Origin of the sequence: Clostridium sp. DSM 8431, assembly GCF_900116755.1 — a bacterium.
Classification (GTDB): Bacteria; Bacillota; Clostridia; order Clostridiales; family Clostridiaceae; genus Clostridium.
In genome coordinates this window covers 1-25,348 of record NZ_FPBY01000030.1, presented here as the reverse complement: position 1 = coordinate 25,348, position 25,348 = coordinate 1, and the positions used below count along the sequence as shown (strand labels likewise).

The 25,348-nt window shown below is 29.9% G+C and carries 17 protein-coding genes; 3 read left to right on the top strand and 14 right to left on the bottom strand.

Translation table 11 applies throughout. The features are described 5' to 3' along the window. Positions 1-371: 371 nt before the first annotated feature. The 12 genes from BM384_RS04735 to BM384_RS04685 all read right to left on the bottom strand — a co-directional run bounded on the left by BM384_RS04735 (position 372) and on the right by BM384_RS04685 (position 20,840). Positions 372-779 (bottom strand): PH domain-containing protein, encoded by a 408-nt coding sequence (locus tag BM384_RS04735; protein WP_090011586.1) that lies wholly within the window; start codon positions 777-779, stop codon positions 372-374. A 50-nt stretch (positions 780-829) separates the two neighbouring features. Next, a complete protein-coding gene (locus BM384_RS04730) occupies positions 830-2,662 on the bottom strand; it encodes an HIRAN domain-containing protein (protein ID WP_090011584.1) in 1,833 nt (610 codons plus the stop codon). A 58-nt stretch (positions 2,663-2,720) separates the two neighbouring features. After that, entirely contained in the window at positions 2,721-2,873 is a 153-nt protein-coding gene (locus BM384_RS17555) for a hypothetical protein (RefSeq protein WP_175537280.1), read from the bottom strand. 383 nt (positions 2,874-3,256) lie between these two features. After that, on the bottom strand, positions 3,257-6,868 hold the full coding sequence (locus BM384_RS04725; RefSeq protein ID WP_090011582.1) for a pectinesterase family protein: 3,612 nt from the start codon (positions 6,866-6,868) through the stop codon (positions 3,257-3,259). Positions 6,869-6,896: 28 nt separating this feature from the next. Then, positions 6,897-10,484 carry a pectinesterase family protein gene (locus BM384_RS04720; protein WP_090011580.1) on the bottom strand — a complete coding sequence of 1,196 codons (3,588 nt, stop codon included), beginning with the start codon at positions 10,482-10,484 and terminating at the stop codon, positions 6,897-6,899. Between the two features lie 411 nt (positions 10,485-10,895). Further along, positions 10,896-11,675, bottom strand: a complete 780-nt coding sequence (locus BM384_RS04715; RefSeq protein WP_090011578.1) for a serine hydrolase — start codon at positions 11,673-11,675, stop codon at positions 10,896-10,898. Positions 11,676-11,702: 27 nt separating this feature from the next. Then, positions 11,703-12,803: a 6-phosphofructokinase gene (locus BM384_RS04710; protein WP_090011576.1), complete on the bottom strand. Its 1,101-nt coding sequence runs from the start codon at positions 12,801-12,803 to the stop codon at positions 11,703-11,705. A gap of 297 nt (positions 12,804-13,100) precedes the next feature. Continuing rightward, a complete protein-coding gene (locus BM384_RS04705; RefSeq protein WP_090011574.1) occupies positions 13,101-14,849 on the bottom strand; it encodes a cellulase family glycosylhydrolase in 1,749 nt (582 codons plus the stop codon). Between the two features lie 460 nt (positions 14,850-15,309). After that, complete coding sequence (locus tag BM384_RS04700; protein WP_090011572.1) at positions 15,310-16,848, bottom strand: cellulase family glycosylhydrolase; 1,539 nt, start codon at positions 16,846-16,848, stop codon at positions 15,310-15,312. A gap of 132 nt (positions 16,849-16,980) precedes the next feature. Beyond that, positions 16,981-17,835 carry an undecaprenyl-diphosphate phosphatase gene (locus BM384_RS04695; protein WP_090011570.1) on the bottom strand — a complete coding sequence of 285 codons (855 nt, stop codon included), beginning with the start codon at positions 17,833-17,835 and terminating at the stop codon, positions 16,981-16,983. 63 nt (positions 17,836-17,898) lie between these two features. After that, entirely contained in the window at positions 17,899-19,005 is a 1,107-nt protein-coding gene (locus BM384_RS04690; RefSeq protein ID WP_090011568.1) for a hypothetical protein, read from the bottom strand. 74 nt (positions 19,006-19,079) lie between these two features. Next, positions 19,080-20,840 (bottom strand): tetratricopeptide repeat protein, encoded by a 1,761-nt coding sequence (locus BM384_RS04685; protein WP_090011566.1) that lies wholly within the window; start codon positions 20,838-20,840, stop codon positions 19,080-19,082. Positions 20,841-21,024: 184 nt separating this feature from the next. Between BM384_RS04685 and BM384_RS04680 the strand changes: the two genes are divergently transcribed. Together BM384_RS04680 and BM384_RS04675 are read left to right on the top strand one after the other, a co-directional pair. Next, positions 21,025-22,386: a Mur ligase family protein gene (locus BM384_RS04680; RefSeq protein ID WP_090011588.1), complete on the top strand. Its 1,362-nt coding sequence runs from the start codon at positions 21,025-21,027 to the stop codon at positions 22,384-22,386. 18 nt (positions 22,387-22,404) lie between these two features. After that, positions 22,405-23,142: a type 1 glutamine amidotransferase gene (locus BM384_RS04675; protein ID WP_090011564.1), complete on the top strand. Its 738-nt coding sequence runs from the start codon at positions 22,405-22,407 to the stop codon at positions 23,140-23,142. A gap of 65 nt (positions 23,143-23,207) precedes the next feature. Here the strand turns inward: BM384_RS04675 and BM384_RS04670 are convergent, their stop codons facing one another. Then, on the bottom strand, positions 23,208-23,420 hold the full coding sequence (locus BM384_RS04670) for a hypothetical protein (RefSeq protein WP_090011562.1): 213 nt from the start codon (positions 23,418-23,420) through the stop codon (positions 23,208-23,210). Between the two features lie 269 nt (positions 23,421-23,689). On the opposite strand from BM384_RS04670, the gene BM384_RS04665 reads away from it, so the two are divergent. After that, entirely contained in the window at positions 23,690-24,997 is a 1,308-nt protein-coding gene (locus tag BM384_RS04665; RefSeq protein ID WP_090011560.1) for a D-alanyl-D-alanine carboxypeptidase family protein, read from the top strand. 102 nt (positions 24,998-25,099) lie between these two features. Here the strand turns inward: BM384_RS04665 and BM384_RS04660 are convergent. Further along, positions 25,100-25,348: IS3 family transposase (locus BM384_RS04660; protein ID WP_139232025.1), on the bottom strand; the 249-nt coding region annotated here is incomplete at its 5' end.

Below are 25,348 nucleotides of genomic sequence, written 5' to 3'. Positions count from 1 at the left end.
CTTACAATCCTAATATTCAAGCTTTTCATCTTTTGGTCAAATTTATCCATATATATAATATAAGGCTTCCCCAGTTAAGCTTGCCTGCCCCATATGAACACATCCATAAAAACTTATAAAGTAACTACCGAACTTTGGACTTTCCTACTTTTTGCAAGGTTATCCACTTTATAAGCCAATACTTGGTTTACTTGCGTTATGTTCCATATGTCCTCTAGCGCTTCCTTCATACCTTATCGTTGCCAATAACGCACTTGCATTCGAGTTGTCTTCCTATCGGGACGGCGACGCAGGCTTCTTTCAGCCTGCCGGCTCAGCAAACATGCTGGGCGAACAAAAAAGGTAAGGAAATTTTCCTTACCTAAAGATCTCTACACACATAAATAATATTTTTTAACTTGAGAAACTATTTCCTTAGCCTGTGCTGCTTGTTTGCTTGGCACTTTAAAAGAAATTGGTGCACTATAGTAAGCTCCTTGTGGCCCCATTACTGTGTTTCCATCTACTCCAATTTTAACATCTACATCTAAATCAAAATTTCCTGCTGTCTCAAAAGAAACACTCTTTACATTTTTTGCAGGGAAGAATTTAACTTCAACCTTTTTACCTGTTACCCCTTGAACATCTACTAAATATATTCCAAGATTAGTAAGTACTATTGAATCTCTTATAAATTGATAAGAACTTAATACTGTTTCATTTTCTGAAAAGAAGTCTTGAACAAACTTTAAATCTGCTCCTGCTGTAGCTTTTCCTGTTAGTTTATCATATAGTCCCATTATATTCTCCTTTTAACTATTTTTCTTATAATATAGTTTATCATAATTCTTTAATTAATATAACTACCATTTTGTTCTGCAGTTATCATTTGAAGAGTATTATTTATGGCTTCTACCACGCCTTCATAGCTTTCATAAATATTAACCTTTATATAATCCTTATCAAGTTCAAAATCCTCAATTTTAGCATATAAATATTTGTTTCCAATTATCATGTTATTTAAAATGCAGCAATACTGCTTTGGTACAAAGCCAATAACATAGCCCTCTTCTGATACAATTTTTATGCTTATACTATTATATTCATTTTCTGTATCTCTAACCAAATAAAACCTAACGCTTGTTTCTAATGCTTCCTCTAAAAATCTTCTATGTCTATAACTAGTGCCAGCTACCTTAGTAGTTACAAGATATACATCCTCTACATGTTCCTCTTCTATTTTATCCTTAACTTCCACAAATTCCTTTTTATTATTTTCATCACTAAATATAAGCTTTTCTAAAAGTATTTTTAACTTTTCATTAGGTTCCCTATTATAACAATCCTTTATTATTTCCCATTCTTTTTCATCTATATCATCTCTATACCTTCTTAAAATTCTTATAGCCTCTCTTCTCACTTCATTTTTATTACCAAAAAGACCAAGCATTGAAATTGTCTTTCCTTCCTCTGGCATAGTTTTAGATGAACTAATAACAAGGGCAAATATAAGGTCTTCTAAAGTATTTTCTCTGCCACCTATATCCTTTGGATTTCCTATATAGTCTTTTACTTTAAAATTATTATAGAAATATTTTATCATCTGCATCTTGTCTTTTTTACTTCCATCTTGAACTATATAAAAGTAAACGGATATCTCTCTTTTATTTTTTTCAAGATAAGGAAGGAAATCTTCAAAACTTAGCTGAGCCCCATAATAATCAGCTAAATCTATAATAGCTTCACAATCTCCCTTTGCCTTTTCAACACTATCTTGAAAGATGTATGTCATATTTTTATTTTTAAGTAATTTATCTACCTCATATTTAATTCTTTCCTTATTATTATCAATAACACCATCTCTTAATAAATAAATAGCATACAATGAATATAGAGTATTTCCTCTAGATTTAACAATTTTAAAATATTCTCTTACGAAGTCATAATTATAATTTGAAGATGTTATATTATTTTCTTTTAAATAAGTTGATAATATGAAAGATAAGTTATCTAATTTTTTCTCATCCATATCATCCTTTAAATACCTAATTAAATCAATTCTATTCATAATAAAATCAATGTAAACATCTTGATAAACATCATCTTTATATGCTTTCTCAATAAAATACTTTAAAATTTCATCATTGTCATATGTTATATTAGTTAAAGCAAAAAGCTTAATAACACCCTTAGTATTTTTTGATAGTGTAAATAAGAAATCTTCATAGACCTTCATCTTCTTTATGGTTCTATCTAAGTAGAAAATATACTCTCCTTCCTTAGAAAACACATCTATTATCTTTTCTATTTCACTTCCATTTTCATAGAATTCTAATAAGATAAGACCAAGTTTAACCATCCATGTCTTAAATGATTTAAATATTAAATATTCCGTAAAAGTCTTTAACCACTGTCTATTTAAAAGATCTTCATCTAGAATTATCTTTATCTTTCTTAAAAATACATCCTTATAACTAATAAGAAGATTTTCTTTCAAGGTAAAGTCAGGACATATTTCATTTTTATTCTGCATATTAATAACCTTATCTAGTAAATAGTCACATAAATCAATTTGTTCATTAACACTTAGTTTATTATCTCCAAAAATATACTCGACCTCTTCTTTTCCAGAATAACAATTATAATTATTATTGTTTTTCAGTTTTTTATATATGCTGTCCATTATCTCACCTCTTCACCTATATATTAACTATACAAATATATTCTTAAGTAACAAAGTTTTATTCATTTGACTTCTTCTTTTTGTGTCTATTTACTGCATTATTGCACATATTTCCTTCACTATCGATACTTCTAAATTTCATATTTTTGTTACCGTTTCCACAATCTATAGTTTTAGGTCCTAAACCAAATTCCTTAAAAATATTTTCCATTAAAAATCCCTCCCTAAAAAACTATCTTTTTAATTTGTACCTATTAATTTTCCTTTATAGTGAATTCTATTCTATTTTTAACATTCTTATTCTTAAATTTTTAAAAAAAGTGAACAAACTTATAACTTTTTATTAAATCATTCATAAATTTTTCCTATCAAAATTTAATTATTTTGCTTTTAGGTTCTTTCTAAGGCACTACAATTATTTTTTAATGTCTTTACCATCTTAGATAGCTGAAAGCCCCTATTCATTGCGTTTTACTCACTTAAAAATTTTATATTTTCCTTGCATTAAAAAAATAACAGCTAATAGTAATACTTTACCATTAGCTGTCATCTTATTCTTTATATCTTAACTTAATTGTTCTTAAATATTAGAACTTATTTTCTTTTTCTTTTAAATCCTACAGCTCCTAGAAGAGACATACCTGCTAAAGCTGCTGTTGCCATTGCTCCTGCATCACCTGTTTTAGCTGAATTTCCCTTCTTATTAGAAGTTGACTTTTTAGTAGTATTTGATGTATTAGTAGAGCTATTTACATCTTCATTAGTATCAGCCTTATTATCTTCAGCTGGAGTAGTTGACTCTTCTGTCTTGCTATTTTCTGAAGGTGCATCTGATACTTCTCCCTTGTTATCTTCTGAAGGTGTATCTGATACTTCTCCCTTGTTATCTTCTGAAGGTTTATTTTGATCAGCTGGATCTTGTGGCTTTTCTTCTGCCTTATCCTTTAATGCCATGTAATCTCCTCTAATAATCTTTCCATTTTCATCTCTTTCAAATGAAGTTGGTGCTACAGTGCTCTTAAAGTCATCAGCTGTTAACTTTTCGCCCTTAAGATTTGCTGTTTCTGTTCCGTTTGAGAAGTAATTATTTTCATTTAAAACTTCATTTGGAATAAGGTCTTCACTTCCCTCTTCAGTTCTAAATGAAATAATATTACTCATTCCATATTGAGGTTTTACATTTGTATAGTAATCAAGTTTAACGTTAATATCGTTGTCTACAGATATTGAATTTTCAACTATACAAGCTGGGTTTTGGTTACCTAGAATACCTACTGCATCATTGTGGAATGATAAAGAATCTTTTAACTTATGGTAAACTATAATTCCTTCTCCACCAAGTTTAAATCCATTACCATCACCCTTAGTAACAGTTCCATCTGTTAGCGTACCATTTTCATAAGCTACACAGTCTTCTATAAGAACAGCACCAATCTTACCAATTTCAAGTTTAGAGAATAGATCCCATCCATCATCACAGTTGTTATGAGCTATACATCCTCTAAATATATTTCCTTCACCAACTGAAATCTTAGCTGCAAATCCATCAGCATTGTTCATAGCCTTATCTTTATTATCATAAGATTCACAGTTTAATATTAAGTTGTTTGATGGCCATCTATCTATTGTTAATGATTGATCACCACTTATTTGTAATCCAGTATCACCATTTTTATAAGTTTTAACATCTTCAATTATATTATTGTTTCCACCTACTACGAAACCTTGTGACTTATTTACAGTATTGCATACTTCAATACCTTTAACATGCCAGTAATCTCCCTTTAAAGTAAGTCCTGAAGACTTAGTTCCAAAATCAAATACTGCATTTCCATCATAAGAAGTTAAAGTTTTCATAACATCTTTAGTACCGTTATTTCCCATTTCAATTGTAACAGGTTTATCTAAATTATAAGTACCACCTTTAACCTTAACAGTTTGTCCCTTTCCAGTATATTTAAGAGCAGTATATATATCTAGTGGACTTTCTACAGTACCATCACCATTTTCAGTTCCTTCTTGAGATACATATATTTCACCATTTTCAGTCCCTATAGTCTTATAAGTTACAGCTAAAGGATTTTCACTTACTTTTCCATCTTCTGAAGTATATTTAAGATTGAAGTTATTTTTACCCTTAACTAGTTTAGTATCTACATCTATAACTCCCTCTTCTGAAACTTTACCATTAAAGATTTCTTTTCCATCTTGATCTATTACTAAATTACCATTTACATTAGTCTTAGCAGATAATTTATAATCTTCAGTTCCTGAATTCTTAGTTGAAAGAACTGTAGCCTCAGGATTTACTACTTTAACTGGTGCATCTACTCTTGGAGCATCTTCAGATTCTTTTGAAGTAGTTAAGTTAACATTTGATACAGTTATTCCTGCAACTCTTGCTGTAAAGAATCCTAAGTAAATCTTATTTGAATCCATTACTTCAAGTCCTTCTGGTCTGTAGTATATTACTTCTTCTCCATTATCTACACTTGCTATATATCCTGTATTAGTCTTCTTTAAACTTAACTTATATGTAGCTGTTCCATCATTAGCTGGTCTTCCACTAAATTGATGAGCATTTTCCATAACTATTTTGCTGCTATTATCAGGTGTAACCCCATATCTCATAACAGATTGAACATTTCCTTTGTATCCACCAACTAAAACCATGTTAGATGGAGCAATTGAGTCATCATTAGCAACTCCAATAGTATCTCTTGCCATAATACCAAATCCACATTGATTATCTGGATTTTCTTTTTCAAAGTAATCTACTCTAACATCTGCTGAAAGTTCAAAGTTTTGGTCTGGGTTTATTTCAGTATAATAATAAGTCATACCATCATTTGATCCTGTAACCTTACCACCAGTTCTTGAACCGTCTTTTTGTCCTGAAGTTAAAGTTACTGTTTTATTTTTATCATCAACTGAAATTGTATTTTGATCTTCAAAAGTAGTTAAACCAAATCTAGTTCCAGTCCATTTAACCTTTTCTGCTTCATTTTCCTTTTGAGGTTTTTGTGCACTTGAAGAGTTTTCAGTTTTTGCAGCATAAGCTTCTAACTTTTCAGCTACTGCATCAGCATCCCAATTATTTAATACATTTGCCCTAGTGTATTTTGCTGCTTCTTCTTCACTTAAAATTTTTCTATTTTCAGTGCTTTCACTTACAGCTCCAGCTCCAGTATTTCCATACTCAAACATTCTATTATCTTTAGGGTATTCAGTTTCCTTATTTCCAGCAGCATCTCTACCTTCCATAGTGCTCCATCCCTCAGCTTTAATATGAGCACCTAATTCACAGTTTTTAAATACAGCTTCTGAATTTCTTGTACCATTATCATGCCATGGTCTTCCTAGATAAACTGTACCAGCTTCTGATATATCACTTGTTAATTTACAGTTTTCAAAAAGGTAACCATACTCACTTGATGCAGATGTATTTGGTGCTGTAACATATCCCTTAGGATTTATTCCTTGTCTATCTACTGAATGAAGTTCACATCCTTCAAATACTGCCATAGCATTACCAAAGATAAAGTCTACATCTCCTTCTATATAACAATTCTTAAAGTATTGTCTGTTTGAATAAGGACATAATGTATCTTGGTTTCCAATAAATCTACAGTTTACAAAAGTAGTCATATCAGCTGTACTCATCATTGCTACAGCTTGTTTACTTTTTATTGTTGTATTAGCTTCATCAAAAGAATTTTCCATTGTAAGGTTTACTGCTGAGAAATTCTTTGCCTTTCCACCAATATTTATACTTGCAGACCCACCAGTTCCATAAGTACTAACTCCATCTCCTCCATCTTCTGCCCTCTTAATAGTTCCAGCAGCATCATCATAAGTTAATACAACACCAGTATTACTTTCCCCTACTAATGTCACATTAGGAGTATTAATAGATAACTTTTCTTTATATGTACCATTCTTTATGTAAATAACAAATTCACTTGCATTATTGCTTGGAACTAAATCTAAAGCTTCTTTTACTGTCTTTACTGTTTTTATTCCTTCAACACTGTCTCCACTGTTTCCCTTCATGCTTCCATCAACGACAACATTAGCAAAAGCTTGTGCTGCTTCACTTTGTACTAATGCACTAGTACTAGTTTCAGCAGCATTTGCTATAATCATTTGTCCTTGAGGAACTAGCATAGAAAGAGAAATCATTACTGCTAAAAATTTTCTCTTCATTGTTTTTGCTCCCCCTAAATTTAATTAATTATTTTCTTTTTCTATTTCTAACCATGCCTATGAATCCTAATCCAGCAAAAGCAGCTGTAGCCATAGCACCCATATCTCCAGTTTTTACATTCTTTGTTTTATTGTTTTTCTTATTTGAACTACTTTCATTCTTAGCTTCATTAGATGCTTCTCCTGAAACTTTTTCAGATTCATTTGATTCTTCAGCTTCACCTGGCTTTTCTGTTTTACTTGGCACTTCAATTTCGCCTGGTTTTACATTTTCGCCTGGCACTTCAGTTTCACCTGGTTTTACATTTTCACCTGGAATATCAGCTTCTTTATCCTTTAATACCATGTAGTCTCCTCTGATTATGTTTCCATTTTCATCTCTTTCAAATGATGAAGGTTTTTCTAAGCTCTTGAAATCTTCAGAACTTAATTTATTTCCTAAACTATTTTGAGAAGTTTCCCCATCATAGAAGTAGTTAGTTTCTCCCTTAACTACATCTGGAATAAAGTCATTATTACTATTTTCAGTCATATAAGAAATATTATTATCAAACTTATATAATAACTTAACATTTGTATAGTAATCTAAGCTGTAGTTAACATCATTATCTACAGATGTACATCCTTCAACTACAATAGCTGGGTTACTATTACCTGTAATACCTGCATGATTATTATCAAATGATAATGAATTCTTTAAAGTATGTTTAACTGGAATACCTTCTCCTCCAAGTTTGAAACCATTACCATCACCCTTTGTAACAGTTCCATCTGATAAGTCACCATTTCCATAAGCTATAGAATCTTCAATAGTAACAGCTCCAATAGCTCCAAGTTCAAGTTTAGAGAATAGATCCCATCCATCATCACAGTTATTATGAGCTATACATCCTCTAAATACATTTCCTGTACCTACTGCAAGTTTAGCTGCAAATCCATCAGCATTATTCATAGCAGCATCCATGTTATCATATGATTCACAATTTAAGATTAAGTTATTTGATGGCCATTCATCCATACTTAATTCTTGATCACCACTTATTTGAAGTCCTGTATCTCCATTTTTATAAGTCTTAACATCTTCAATTATGTTGTTGTTTCCTGAAAGTGTGAAACCATGTTTTGTATCAGCTGTATTACAGAAATCAACACCTTTTATATGCCAGTAATTAGCATCTAAAGTAATTCCATCAGATACACTTCCAAAATCAAATATTGCACGTTCACCATCATAAGTAGTTAAAGTCTTCATAGTTTTTTCAGTACCATCATTACCTTTTTCTATAGTAATTGGTTCTGTAAGATTATAAGTACCACCTTTAACCTTGATAGTTTGTCCATCTCCTGTGTATTTAACTGCAGTGTAAATGTCTATTGGACTATCTACAGTACCTTTACCTTCTGCTGTACCATTTTGTGATACATATACATCACCTTGTTCTACTCCATAAGATTTGAAGTCAACAACATATGAAATATCATTTAACTTTTCACCATCTTTTGTTTCATAGCTAATAGTAAAATTATTTAATCCCTTGTTAAGTTCTGCTGGTACAGCTAAATTTGAATCAATTTTACCATTATAGATTTCTTTTCCTTCTTGAGATACCTTAACAGTTCCTTCTACATTTGTATTTAAAGCTAAGTTGTAATTCTTTGTTCCTGTACTTGAAGCAGACTTTACATTTACCTTTGGAGTAACCTTAACTTCTGGAGCCTTTTCACCTGCTGGATCATCAGCTTCATTAGATAATTTTAAATCAATATTTGATACTGTAATTCCTGCAACTCTTGCTGTAAAAAATCCTAGATAGAACTTATCACTTTCTACTGATTCTAATAAATCTGGTACATAGTAAGTTACTTCTTCACCATCATTAACACTTGCTATATATCCTGTATTAGTTTTCTTAAGGCTTAATTTATATGTAGCAGTTCCATCGTTAACTGGTCTATCACCAAACTTATGAACACCATTCATTGTTATTTTGCTATCTAGATTAGGAGTAACTCCATCTCTATAAACTGATTGAACCATTCCTTTATATCCACCAACTATAACTTCATTAGATGGTGCTATAGAAACATCATTAGCTACGCCTAAAGTATCTCTTGCCATAATACCAAAAGCACATTGCTTATCTGGTTTAGCCTTTTCAAAGTAATCTACTCTAACATCAGCAGTAAGTTCAAAGTTTTGATCCTTGCTTAATTCTGTATAGTAATATGAAATACCATCATTAGAACCTGTAACTTTACCACCTGTTGCTGAACCATCTTTTTGTCCTGAACTTAAAGTTACTGTTTTATTTGCTTCATCAACTGAAATTTTATTTTGTTCTTCAGAAGTTGTGATACCAAATCTTGTTTGATTCCATTGAACCTTTTCTGCTTGGTTTTCTTTAGTAGTAGTTTCAGTTTTTTCTCCACTTACATCATTAGAAGCACTTTCTTTATAAGATGCTAACTCATCTACCTTAGAATTAAAATCCCATCCAGCTAAAACATTTTCAGCAGTATAAGTAGCAGCTTCTTTTTCAGTCATTAACTTTCTTGTATCACTTGTTAAAGCTCCTTTTCCTGTGCTACCATATTCAAGCATATTTTCAGTACTTGGATTAATAATTGCTTTTTCACCATTAACCTTTGTTTCCATTGAAGTCCATCCTTCTTTAGAAATATGACTTCCCATTTCACAATTTTTATATACTACATTGGATTTAAGAGGTTCTGTAGCACTACTTGGATGCCAAGGTCTTCCTAAGAATATAGTTCCGTTTTCAGTAATATTAGTAGTTAACTTAGAATTTTGAATTAAATATCCATACTTATTTAAAGCTAATGTACTTGGTGCAGTTACATATCCTTTTGATTCTGCATTAGCTCTATCTATAGAGAATATTTCACAACCATCAAATACTGCTTGTGCAGCTCCAAAGATGAAATCTACATCTCCTTCAATATAACAATTTTTGTAAAGCTGTTTATTCTTATTAGCATATAAAGTGTCTTGATTTCCTATAAATCTACAATTATAGAAAGCACTTTGATCTGCTTCATTTTTAACTGCAACAGCTTGTTGGTTTTTTATTGCAGAGTTTTTCATTTCATCAAAACCGTTTTCAAAAGTTATATTAGCTGCTGAGAATCCTTTAGCTGATGAACTTATAGTAACGCTAGCTGAATTACTTGTTCCATAAGTACTAGTTCCATCTCCACCATCTTGAGCTCTCTTTATAGTTCCTGATGCATCATCAAAAGTTAAAATAGTTCCTTTTGAACTTTCACCTACCATTGTTATGTTAGGCTTATTTATTTTTAATTTTTCTTTATATGTACCATTTTTAATAAAAATAATGTATTCTGAATCATTACTGCTAGGCACTGATTCTAATGCTTCCCCTACTGTTTTAACAGTTTTAATTCCATTTACTAACTGTCCACTTTCCCCTGATAATGAAGCATCAACAATTATATTAGCTTTAGCTGAAATTTCATTATTAACTGACTGTGATAAAGATACATTTTCTGCCGCTTTAACAGACATAGCCATCATTTGACTTTGAGGTATTAATAATGCTGCTGCAATAATTACCGATAAAAATCTTTTTTTCATGATTTATATCCCCCTTGAATTTATGTTTTGAAGTTTTATGCACAATATATCTTCTGTTAAATAATCAAACTTATCTTGTATACATTCATTATGTGATTTTATTTAAACTAAATAAAAATTTAACAAATATGCAAAAAACGTTTTCACACATAGTTTACTACCATTTTTTATATTTTTCAACGTTTTTTTGAAAAACATCAATGTTTTTTTATTTTTTTTAATCTTTATAGGTTTTATAATGAAATTTTCTAATTCTTTAATATATAGTAATTTTGTGTTATTTAATTTTTTATGTATACTTATTCTTTAACTATTACTTTTTTATTTAAATTACACTAATTGTATACAAATAGACGCAAAAAAGTACACCCAGACTTCCATCATCTAGATGCACTTTCTTCTCTATTTTTTCTAATTCCAATTAATACTAATACTATCCCATATCATTTTCCCGCATTTAGCAAGAGTCATAATACCATAAACACTATTAGGAATACCTTCTGAAAGAATTGTTGCTGTAAATTCTCCCTTATCTAAATTAATTAATTCAGTATCGTTCTCTACTCCTTTTTTATCTCCACTCTTGCTTGAAATTTCTACTTTCAAATCATCTGGTATATATAATGCTAGCTTATTCTTTTTCTGCTGCCTTGTTAGAATATCTATAAGCATTATTCCATTATCTCTTTCTAGAAACTCACCCCTATATAACTTTTTCCATAGAAGCCCCAAATCATAAGCACTAGTTATATTCTCAATACCATAACTACTATTTCTTTCATCACTTGTTTTTCTATTTAGGAAGGTATTTTTAAGATTCATTTCTTTTATATCACTATTGATTTTTTCCATTCCAATTAAATCAATAATTTTATTTGCTGCTGTATTATCACTTTGTATAAGCATTGCTACTAATAATTCAAAAACTGTATACTCTCTTTCATTAAACTCATGAATAATTCCTGTTCCATACACCTTATCATCTCTATTTACCAAAATTTTATCCATAAAATCCACTTTCTTATCTTCAACAGCTTTGATGAGTGAAACTGCAATATACATTTTCATACATCCTGCAGCAGTCATTTGCTTATGCTCATTAAATCCATAAACAAATCCACTAGTTAAATTTTCAAAATAGAAACCATATTTACCCATTCTAGATTCTAGATATCTTTTTATTTCTTTCATTTAATACCTCCCTAAAGAAAATAATATCTAGTCACCAAAGCAAGTTCCAATTTTCTTAGCTATTGTCACTAGCTCACCTTTTGGATCTACTTGTTTTGTTTGTTGTCCAATAACATTTTCAAGACTATCTGAAGATATATTATCTCCCTTTAGGCATACCATCTGTCCAAACTTTCCTTCTTCAATTAATTGAACAGCTGCCACTCCATATCTTGTTGAAAGTATTCTATCAAAAGTTGAAGTAGTTCCTCCCCTTTGAATATGTCCAAGAACTGTACATCTAACTTCATGATCCTTAACTAATCTTTCTAAGTCTGAAGCAAGTTTATTTCCTATTCCTCCAAGCCTTATTGGATCTGGGCTATCCTCTACTATTTTAGATACTACAACCTCTCCATCCTTAGGTTTAGCTCCTTCTGCCACAACTATTATAGTAAATAACTTTCCTTCATTTTTTCTTTCTTCAATCTTTTCAACTATTTTGTTAATATCATATGGTATTTCTGGAATTAATATAACGTCTGCTGAGCCTGCAATTCCTGATTCTAAAGCAATCCATCCTGCTCCACGCCCCATAACTTCGCATATCATAATTCTATGGTGAGATTCAGCTGTAGTATGAAGTCTATCTAAAGCTTCTGTTGCTACATCTATAGAAGTATTAAACCCAAAGGTAACATCTGTTGATGCTAAATCATTATCAATAGTTTTTGGCACACCTATAACCTTTACACCTTTTCTAGCAAAATCTCTAGCAGAAGTAAGTGTTCCATCTCCACCAATTACAACAAGTACATCTACACCTTCTTTTTTCATGTTTTCCACTGCAACATCAGATACGTCTCTTTTAACCATTTGTCCATTAACTTCAACTTGATAATCAAATAAATTATCCTTATTTGAGCTATATAAAATAGTTCCCCCTCTACTTAGAATACCTGAAACTGATTCTAGTGTAAGAGGCATAAAGTCATTATTATAAAGCCCTCTATACCCAAATTTGTATCCAATGACTTCATAACCACAATTAAGTATTGCTGTTCTTGTTACTGCTCGTATTACCGCATTTAAGCCTGGGCAGTCTCCTCCACCTGTAAGTAGCGCTATCTTCTTAACTTTATCCGCCATTTTAACTCCCCCCATATAAAAACTCCAAAATACTATTTATATATTATGCAATAAATTTCTGTCATTATATTTTTCAATTAAATAATACCATATTTTGGAAGCATTTAAAAGTATATTATTTAACGAACTTATAGACTCTTTACTATTCATTATTGTATTATTTATAAAAATAATACTAACTTAAAGTCGTAACATGACTCTTTTACAGTAACAATAGAATATCCTGCAGTTAAAAACATATAAAAAGGTGAATATCCTTACCTAAAAAGAATATTCACCTATATTTAAACAACTATTTTAAATAAGAGCTTTTAAAGCAACTAGATCAAAGAAATTAACTTCTCCATCAGCATTTATATCTGATTCTTTCTCATTAATTACTATGCCTTGTCCACCTGCATTAATGTATTTTCTAAGTACAGTATAATCTGAAATATTTATCTCACCATCTGAATTTACATCACCAGAGCCTTTTACAATTGGCTCTTTATTAGGAGCAACACCAGTGAAAGCCTCAACTATTTCTGGATACATCCAAGTTAATGTATATCTATTTAAAAGTCCCATTCCTGTATCATATCCATACTTAGAATCAGCTTCAAACTTACCACCTTGGTCCCACCAGAAGCACTTAATTCCATACTTTTTACTTTCATTTACAATGTATCTAGAGTATTCTGCTCTATCTGATAAATTATCTTTATTAGCTGCTGCCATTTCACCTATAATAACTGGTACTCCTTTACTTGTAAAGTGATTGTAAAGATTTAATAAAGTACCATCTATATTTATCTTTCCAGAATTCTCCTTCCAAGCAGTTTGCTTAGTATACTCACCAATTACATTTGCATAAGCATAAGGTAAATAGAAGTGAACTTGTACTATAAGACTATTTTCTCTAGTGTCTTGTGGTATAACAAAATCATCAAGTACGTTACCATCAGTACTTGCAGCATAAGTGTTAACTATTAAACATCTTTCTTTATTATTTCCACCAGTTTTACGAACTGTATCTACAAACATTTGATTGAAAGTATTTACTGCTGTAGTAGCTTCCTTTCCTGGATACTGCCAGTTAGTTTTTTCATCTAACATTTCATTAAAGCCTTCAAATAATAAGTTATTGTCGTAATCTTTAAATCTATCTGCTATTTGATTCCATACTGCTTTAAACTTTTTACTCTTATTATTTACACAGTTATCAGAAGCCCATAGCCATCCATCTCCATCAACATCATGATGAACATTTATGATTGTGTACAAACCATCTTCCATTGCATAATCTACAACTTCTTGAACTCTATTCATCCATTCTTCTTCTATTTTATAACCACTAGCTTCATCGCCAATATGTTGAGTCCAAGTTACAGGTATACGTATAGCATTAAAGCCTGCTGCCTTAACAGTATCTATCATAGCTTTAGTAGTAACTGGGTTAAACCAAGCAGTTTCAAATTTATCTGGCTTACCGTCTGTCCCTATTTTTATCCAATCTCCAAAAACTTCCAATGAACCACCAAGGTTCCATCCTGCATTAATATCATTTACTATGTTACCTGCCATTCCTTCATAGTTTATTTTAACCTCTGAAGTTTTTTCTGGAACAATACTTACTTTAGTAATAGTTGTATCTGCTCCCCCTGGTTTAATAGTAATTTGATTTAAGTTAGAAAAATCTTCTCCATAGCCTGTAGTACATGCTTCATAAGTATAATAAGCTGTACCTTTTGAAAAATAAGAAGCAGTAACTTGTCCCCAAGTGTTTCCTCCTGACCAAGAACTAAAAATAACATAAGGAGCTAAAGTTCCTTCATAATCAATTTTAAAAGTAAATGGTTTTGAAAAATCACTAACCTTAAAATCTTTTATTTCTGCAAGGGTTTCCCATGGGTCCCAGCTTCCTGAAGCAGTTGCCTTTCCTGCAAATAAAACCACTTCATTATCCTTTGTTTCTTCAGCTGCACTAACTTTAATTCCAAAATTGAATGGTATTATCATTAGTAAAGTCATAATGAAAGCAATAATGTTTTTAAAAATTTTTTTCATACCTTTTTCCTCCTTGAAAGATTTACATATTACTTTTAAAGTATATCAAGGAATATTTATACAGTTTATATATTTGCACAAACTTTTTTCTTATGGTCGTAATATACATAATCAAAATCATTACCAATGCTTTTTTCTTCCTAAAATACTATTGTTTTTTCAATATACTTATTTATTTAGGCTGTATTTTTAAATAAAGTGATAAGTAAAACTAATTTTAAAGTTCATACTTAAATAAGGATATGTTAACTGCAATATTTGTCCCATTTGATATTTTACTAAGAAAATATTCATTTATAATAAGAATTAATCACTCCTAAATAATCATTTGTTTAGATACCTATCTATTTTTATCACTTTTATCCATAATACAGCCTAAAAAAACATAGAATTTAGAGTTCTCCTTATATTCCTAAAAAGAGAGTTCAAAACCCTATGCTTTTCTTTACTCTATTTAATTTTAATTAGGATTATTACCTGCTAAAGCTTCAACTATTTCAGGATACTGGAAGGTCAAATTATATCTATTAAGAAGTCCCATTCCTGTATAATATCCATACTTAGAATCTGCTTCAAATTTACCTCCATTATCCCACCAAAAGCACTTAATTCCATATTTCTTACTTTGCTCTACTACGTATTTAGTATATTCTACTCTATCATCTAAGTTATTTTTATTAGCTGCAGCCATTTCACCTATAATAACTGGTATTCCTTTACTTGTAAAATGATTATAAAGATTCATTAAAGCTCCATCTATCTTAACTTTGCCTCCATTATCTTTAAAAGAAGTTTGAGTAGTATCTTCACTTCCAATTACATTTGCATAGGAATAAGGAACATAAAAATGTACTTCCACTATAAGACTATTTTTTGCAGTATCATCTGGCATAACAAAGCCATCAAGTACATCACCATCTGTGCTTGCTCCATAAGTATTAACCACTAAGCATCTTTCCGCATTATTTCCACCAGTTTCACGAACAGTATCTACAAACATTTGATTAAATTTATTTACTGCATCTATAGCTTCTTTTTCAGGGTTATGCCAATTATTTTTACTATCTAACATTTCATTAAATCCTTCAAATAATAGGTTATTGTTATAATCCTTAAATTCTTCGCTTATTTGACTCCATACTGCTTTAAATTTATCACTATTTTTATTTACACTATCATCTAAAGCAACTAACCATCCATCTTTTCCAGTATCATTATGCATGTTTATTATAGTATATAAATTATTATCCATAGCATAATCTACTACTTCTTTAACTCTATTTAACCATGCCTCATCTATCTTATAGCCACTATCTTCATTACCAATATGTTGACCCCAAGTTATAGGTATACGTATAGCATTAAAGCCTGATGCCTTAATCTTATCAATTATGGCTTTAGTTGTAACTGGATTATTCCAAGCAGTTTCAAAGCTTTCTGGTTTACCATCTGTTTTTGACTGAATCCAATCTCCATGAGCATCTAAAGAGCCCCCAAGATTCCATCCCACATTAATATTATTTACTATATTACCTGCAAGTCCTTCATAATTTACTTTAATATCTTCATTTTCTTTTGGAATTACACTTACCTTAGTTATAGTCACATCCGATCCACCAGGTTTAATATCTATTTCATTTAAACTCGAAAAGTCTTCTCCATAGGCCATAGTACAAGCTTCATAAGTATAATAAGCTATGCCTTTTGAAACATATGAAGGTTCCACTTGCCCCCAAGTATTTCCTCCTGATGAAGAAATAAAAATAACATAAGGAGCTTTTTCTCCTTCATACTTAACTTCAATGGTAAATGGTTTTGAAAAATCACTAGCATGAAAATCTTTTATTTCAGTAAGAGTTCCCCATGGGTCCCAACTTCCTGAAGCTGATGCCTTTCCTTTAAATAAAACTACTTCAGTATCTTTTGTTTTACTACCACTATTACCTTTAAACCCAAATTTAGATGGTACTATTATTAATAAAGTTGCAATAATAAGCAAGGCTACAATAACAAAAGTAATAATGCTTTTTTATTTTGTTTTCATAATTTCCTCCGTACATACATGCTTTCTTTACTAAGTTAAAAAAATAGGATTGTCCACTTAAGCAAACAATCCCATATCTTAACTTTTTTAACTCAAGACAATTACTCTTGTAAATACTAATATAGCTAGTAAAATACCTGCACATAATCTGTATACAGCAAAAATTCTCATTGGCTTTTTCTTCAAATAAGAAACAAATCCATTCATAACTACTATTGATACTATAAATGCAACTATAAATCCTACTATTAAAGCAATCCAATAAGTTGAATTCATTATAGAATAATCATACTCAAAAAGATCCTTTGCACTAGAGCCTATCATTGCAGGTATAGCTAGAAAGAAAGAATATTCTGCTGCTATTGGGGTAGAAAGACCAGCAACCCAGCCTCCCATAATAGTAGATGCACTTCTTGACATTCCTGGCCACATTGATAGTACTTGAAAAACTCCAATCTTTAATGATTGCATTGGAGTAATCTTATCAATATCTTTTACAGCACCTTTTCTCTTTCTAAACTTATTTTCAATTAGTATTAATAATATACCACCAACTATAAATCCAACTATTACAGCCTCTGGTCTAAACAAGCTTTTTATTTTGCTATAAAATAAAACTCCAACAATACCACAAGGTATTGAACCTATAATTACGTTTATTCCAAATCTAAAACCAGTTTTTCCTTCTTCACCTTTTGTAAATATATATTTAAAAAATTCTATTACACTGTCTTTTATCTTTTTCCAATATAAGACTACAACTGCTAAAATTGCTCCAAGCTGTATAACAACTTCAAACATATCAGCAAACTGGCCCTTAAAGTCAATTAAATTACCAACTAAAATCATATGTCCAGTAGAGGAAACTGGTATAAATTCAGTTAAACCTTCAACTATTGCTATGATAATAGCTTTCATTATAAATATTAAGTCTAATACCACTCAATTCACACTCCTTAACTCAAACTATCTTTTATTATACTTTTATTAAGTATTAATGTCTATTTATTTATGACTTTTTAATACTATAGTACTAATAACATTTTGCCCATCTGTTGAAAGCTGAATAGTATTTTCACCTTTTCTCAAATCAAATTCCTTATATTTAGAAACTTTCTCAAAACCTTCATCATTAATTTTTATATAACAATCATTAATAATAGAACCATTTTCAAAGGCACCTACTACAAAAGTTAATTTTTCTTCCTTACCTGAAACAGGTTTTTTCATAAGTATTAAATATGGTCTAGAATCTTTTCTTGTAATTTCTGCACCTGGTTTAAATCCAAAAAGATTTGTATTTTGTGTAAATATAGTAGGTAATATATAATTTCCATTCACCATTATTTGAACATACTTACTATCCTTAACATATGTCACATAACTATTACTTTTAGTTGTAGATAAAGTACTATCAATAGGAATAGTATATGAGTTTAAATATTTCTTTATCTTTTTCCTATAGTCATTTTGAGAACTCTTTCCTACATATGTTAAATCCTTTATATCACTATTTATTACTTCTATAGCACTTAAAGGAACCCCATTACTTTCTAAATATCCTTTATCAATAAAATCAACCATTACCCATTTGTTATATTGTTCACTCCAATACTCAACAACAAAGTAACTTGGTTTTGATTTAAATTCTGGATCTTCTTTTCTAAATTCACCTGTACGACTTATGAAACCTGCTGATAAAAGTAAATCTCTTTCTATTATAGCCATATCTCTTCCCGAAGTCTTTTTACCAGTACCTTTTTCTTTTAGAATATCATAGCCATTGTATTTTAATGTATCTTTTACATCATCATATTCAACTGCTGAATTTAATATTTCTACTGTTTTAAGAACCTTATTAATTTCAGATGTCTCGCCTGAAACAAGCTGTTCAACTGAATAAGTATCCTTTAAGTTTTGAATTCTCTTATCACTAGCTATAGAATCTTGAGTTTCATAAAAAAATTCAAGATTATTTTCATTATACATATTATCCCAGGTAGTAACTATAGTTCCTTTTCCAGTATTAAATACCTTGAAATAAAGCGCAGCGCATATACCTATTATAACTATTAATAGTAGACCTCGTATTATTCCTTTACTTTTCTTCATATTCTCCTCCACCCACTTATAAAATAAGAAACTGAGTACTTATATATTTATTTCCTCAGTTTCTATTAATATGACTAATCAATTAATTTAAAATCTTCAATTGTTGATTTAGTCCACTTATTCTTATTATCGTAATATTCTTTACATTTTTCATAGTTTTTAGTTACTATATTTTTAATTTGTAAATCTGTTGAATCATTTATATCATTATATGCAGACTTAAAGTTAGTATATGCTCTATCTATATCATCTACAGCCATATAATAATATCCAGCTGAATTCAATGTCTCTATGTCATTTTCATTTATTGAATAAGCACTTCTAATTAAATCTATAGCCTTTTCATTATCTTTATCTTGTAGATAAACATTAGCTAATGTTACATAATACTTAGGTACATTTCCATTTAATTTTATTGCTTTATTTAATAAATCTTTACCCTCTTCTTTTTTGTCTAAAGTAAGTTTACATACTCCCATATCATAATATATTAATGAATTATCGCTATCTAACTTAGATGCAATTGTATAATAGTTTAATGCTTTATCAGCATCCTTTTGAACATCTTGAATATAGTCAGCAAGCTTAATCATATTAACATAGTTGTATGGTTCATAATAAAGTGCTGTTCTAAAGTAACCTTGAGCCTTTTCACTTTCTTTATCTGCAGTTAATAAGTTTGTCATTAAAATATATGTATTTAAATATTCTCTGTTTTGGATTATGCCAAGTTTAGCATTTTCTATTGCATCTGAATAATTTTTGTTTTCATAATAATATTTTGCAGTTAAATAATATTCATAGTAATCTTTATCCTCTTCATTAATTATTGACTGCATAATTTCATTATATTCATCAGTTTTTCCTGAAGCTTTATATATGTCAGCTTTAATTCCTTCAAATACTATACCATCTAATTCTTTAGGATCTAATTTTTCAAGAAGTTTATTTGCATCATCTTTATATTTGCTATCTACTGAATAACATTTTAAAAGGAAAACTGAATAACTTAATTCCTTAGAATTTTCATCTTGTAAATCTTTAAGTTTACTTATTAAAGTGTTTTTATTATACGCAAAAGTATTTTCTAATACATCGTAAATCTTTGGTTCATCTTTATCTAATTTAAACGCTTGTACTAAATAATCTATACCTTTTGTATAATCACCCATAATCATATTCATTTCTGAAATCTCAGCTACTTCTGAAGCAGAATTTTCATCATAGTCTATATTATTTAAAATATCTTGTGCTTCATATTTCTTATCATTTGCTAAATATACGGCAAACATAGTTTTGTCTAATGAATTATAACTACCTTCATCTAAAATGAATATTTCACCATATTCTAAAGCTTTTTTAGTATCTCCATTCATAAGTGCTGTGAAAGTAATTAAATTTCCAAGCTCCTTATCCTTATCTTCGTAATTCTCTATACCATTTTTTCTTATAAGTTTATCTCTAATATCATAGGCTTCTGCTAAAAGTCTATTTGAAGCTGTATACTCACCCTTTGCTGAATAAGCTTCTGCTTCCTTAACTTTATCTATAGGCCATTCTTCATTTTGTTGCATTGTTTCATAAGCTGAAATGGCTGCATCAAAGTTTCCATCATAAAAATTTATTTCCGCATCATTAGTTCCTACAGTCAGTTCACTTTGAACACTTTCTTTAATCATGAAATTTCTACAAAGTAGCGCCGCTATAAATGCAAAGGCCATTACCCCTATAATAGTCAATGCCGACTCAATCATAGATTTAAACTTATTGTTAGAATCTTTTTTTGAAACCATATTAGTTATCCCCTCATTTTGATTTGTCTCATTATTTTTCATAAGGACCTCCTAAATATTTTCATACAAATTTCTACATCTTTTTATTTTAACATTATTATTTACAAAAATCCACTAAAATTCAATTGATGATAAACTTTCACTTATGATATATTTTGTGCTATACTTAGGTGAAAAAAGTACTAAGACAGCTTACCTAAAGAAACTTTATAAACATATACAGGTGGTGATTAAGATTAACATAAAATCTATTCTAAGTTTATTAGCTGGTAAAATAACTATATTTTTATCAAAACACTTACTTAAGGGAGGAACTACTTTCCCTGGAACTGTCGCATTAAAATTTGACAAAAATATCTTAAAAAATGTATCTAAGGGCTACAAAGTTATTCTAGTCACAGGAACAAACGGTAAAACAACTACTACCAGTATGATATCAAATATTTTTAGAGAAAAGGGATATAGAGTTATTACAAACAGCACTGGTGCTAATCTATACAGAGGCATAGTAACTTGCTTTATAGATAACTATAAATTCTTTGGAAATAAAAATGATAAAAGTCTTGCTGTAATAGAAGTTGATGAAGCTAATGTTAAATTTGTTACTGAATATATTACTCCTGAAGTAATCACTATAACTAATCTTTTTAGAGACCAGCTTGATAGATATGGTGAAGTATACACTACTTTAGATAAAATATTAGAAGGAATTGTTAAAGTACCTTCTACTAAACTTATCTTAAATGGTGATGATTCTCTATTTGGAAAACTTGATGTACCAAACGAAACAATATACTATGGATTCAACAAAACATTAAATGACGAAACTGCAATTGATGTTAATGCTGATGCGAAATTCTGTAAGTTCTGCAAAGCTCCTTATGAGTATAACTTTATAACTTACAACCATTTAGGTGACTATTACTGCCCTAATTGTGGTTATAAGAGACCAAAGTTAAAATATGCAGTAAATGAAATCCTTGAAGTAACACCAAATGATTCTACAGTTGTAATTAATGATACACGTGTTACTATAAGCCAATCTGGTTTATATAATGTATACAATGGATTATGTGCTTATTCTATAGGAAGTGAACTTAATGTTGACTCTCAAACTATAGCAGATTCTTTAAGTAAACAAGATTCAAGCTTTGGACGTCAAGAAGAAATAATTATAGGTAATAAGAAGGCTAAAATAATATTAGTTAAAAATCCAGCTGGTTATAATCAGGCTCTTGAGACTTTATGTTTAAATAAAGAAGATTTTTCAACTCTATTTATGCTTAATGATAATTATGCTGATGGACGTGACGTTTCATGGATATGGGATGTAGATTTTGAAAAATTATCATCTCTTCCAATTAAAGATGTATATATTTCTGGTACAAGATTATATGATATGGCTGTAAGACTTCAAACTGCCGGGTTAAATACTTCTTCATTTGTTTTAGAAAAGGATTATGAAGCACTTACAGAAAAGATTAAAAATGCTTCTACTGATAGAATTTATATCTTAGCAACTTATACTGCAATGATTAATTATAGAAAATATCTTCATTCTAAAGGATATATCAAAAAACTTTGGTAAAACCAAAAGGAGGATGTTATGGAATTAAATATATGCCATCTTTACCCTGATTTATTAAATGCATATGGTGATGTTGGAAACATATTAATTTTAAAAGACAGAGCAGAGAGACGCGGAATAAAGGTAAATGTTATTAATACCTCTTTAAAAGATGATTTTAAAGCTGATGACATGGATATTGTATTCTTTGGCGGTGGTCAAGATTATGAACAATCTATTGTATCAGAAGATTTAAAGAGTAATAAAAGAGAAGAAATTAAAAAATATATTGAAGAAGGAAAAGTATTTCTTGCTATATGTGGAGGATATCAACTTCTTGGAAAATATTATAGAGCTCCAAATGGTGAAAAACTTGAAGGACTTGGAATTCTAGATATTTATACTGAAGCTGGGGATACAAGATTTATAGGTAATACTGTTATTTTCAATGAAGAACATAATGAAACATATGTGGGATTTGAAAATCATTCTGGTAGAACTTATATAAATGATTTAAAACCTCTAGGCAAGTGTATTTATGGCTATGGAAATAATGGCGAAGATGGATATGAAGGATGTATTTACAAAAACACTTTCTGTACTTATTTCCATGGATCTCTTCTATCAAAAAACCCAGAACTTGCAGATAGAATGCTTAAGATAGCTCTTGAAAAGAAATATGGAGATGTAACTCTTGAAAAATTAGATGATACATTTCCTCTTAATGCTAAAGAAACTATAAAAGAGCAATACACTGCAGCTAACTGGAATAAATAAAAAAATAGCATCAAAGGAAAAAATCCTTGATGCTATTTTTTATAAAATTAATCTCATTATGTAAATCACACTTTTACTCCTGCCATTTCATCTGAAATAGGTTCTAATGTATCCATTAGTAATCCTCTTTTAATATTGGCATAAAAGTAAAAATCATCTCCTACTTTACACTTAATATATTCATTTTTAATTATTTTATACTTTTTACCATTGTAATCTTTTCCTATGTAACATTTGCTTCTTTCTGACTTAATGATACATCTAAATGCCTCACTCAAAATTTTCCATCCCTCACCATTAATATTTTAAAACATAACTATTATATCATATATATTCATTTTTTTGTATTTTTTATTAATATTTCTTCGAATTCTTTTATACTTTTTTTAATATAGTTTTTACTATTCTCTATTTTATTTTTACTTGGTTCTACCTATAATATATATTGTAATTTATTTTTTATTGTTATTAACCTTTATAAATGCTATACTTAATAATGTTTGTAAGACAATAAATATTATCAAAAAAAGAGATGGGGAGATTAACCGTGACAAGAAAAAAAATATTTAAGAAAATTGCATTAACTCTTTCCCTATCTTTATTAGCGCCTTTTTTAGTTGCTAATAAGGTTCAGGCTACAGAGACTACACAGCCAAGTATCACTGCTGAAGCTGGTATTACTATGGATTATGATACTGGTGAAGTAATTTTTGCAAAAAATGCAGATGATAAAATGTATTTGGCAAGTACAACAAAATTAATGACTGCTCTTCTTTTTGCAGAACATAATAACAAGAGTGATTCTATTCCTTATACTCAAGATGCTAAAGCACAGCCACCTTATACACTACAATCTGAAAAGATGGCACCTGCAGGAAAGACACTTAATGTTGGTGATACAATGTCTGCAGATGTTGTAATGAAAAGTCTTTTACTTTATTCAGCTAATGACTCTGCATATATGATAGCTGATGAAGTTGCCGGAAATTCTCAAGCATTTGTTAAAATGATGAATGAAAAAGCAGCATCACTTGGTTTAACTGATACTCACTTTGAAAATCCTAATGGTTTACCAATGAATGGTGTAGATGTAAACTACTCTACAGCATATGACCTAGCATTAATTACTAAAGCTGCATGGGAAAATGACTGGATAAGAGAAACTTTAGAACTTCCAGATGCAATGGTAACTTTACCTCAAAATACTACAGTAAAGCTTGAAAACAGAAATACTGAACTTGATAAAAACGGTAACCTTGGTGGTAAAACTGGTGTAACTAACATGGCAGGAACATGCTTTGCCGGAGTATACGAAAAAGATGGAAAACAATACTTAGGCGTTGTTTTAAAGGATGATAGAAATAACGATAATGCTAGATTCGTAGATCTTAATAAAATGATGGACTACACTGAAGACGCTGAGCCAGAAGTTTATAAATCAAGTGGTGATGAAGTTGGTACAGCAGATCTTGAATATAAAGTATTCGGTTTCTTTGGCCCTACAAAAACAATAACTGCACCTATAACCCTTAATGAAAATATTTATTTATATGATAATGATATAAATAATAATGACGCTAAGATAACTGTTGATTCAAATGAAACAAGTGCTTGGAAGGCAGCTTCATCTAGTGATCTTTCATTAACTGTATCTGTCAAACAGTATCATACAACTGTAAAGGGTAAAGTAGATATAAGTTTCTTCAGTTTAATTAAGGCTAATATAGGCTTATATTTAGCTCTTATAGCTATAATTGTTATTGTTGTAGTTCTAATTTTATTCATAATAAAAATGATTTCTACAAGAGATCGTAGAAGAAGCAGCTACAACAGAAAGAGAAGAAGAAGATATTAATTAATATAATAAGATGATGTATCTGAGATTATCTTTAAATCATGAACAGACCCCTGTCAAGTAGACAGGCAAAATAAATAAAATTTTTGAGAAAATGCGATCTTAATTAGGGTCGCATTTTCTATTCGATTTTTCTCTTTTTTCTAATAGCATAGCCTTGTATGCTAAAATACGTTTATTTTCAGGTATAGGATATTGCGCAGGGGGTATTGAAACCATTGCAGCCTGTCTCACTTCAGTAGGAGTAAGATTATTGAAGCGTTCTTGATACCTGCTGTTATTGTAGAAAAATATGTAATCCTTTATTGCTTCACGTAATTCATCTTCACTTTTAAAATTAGTATTATAATA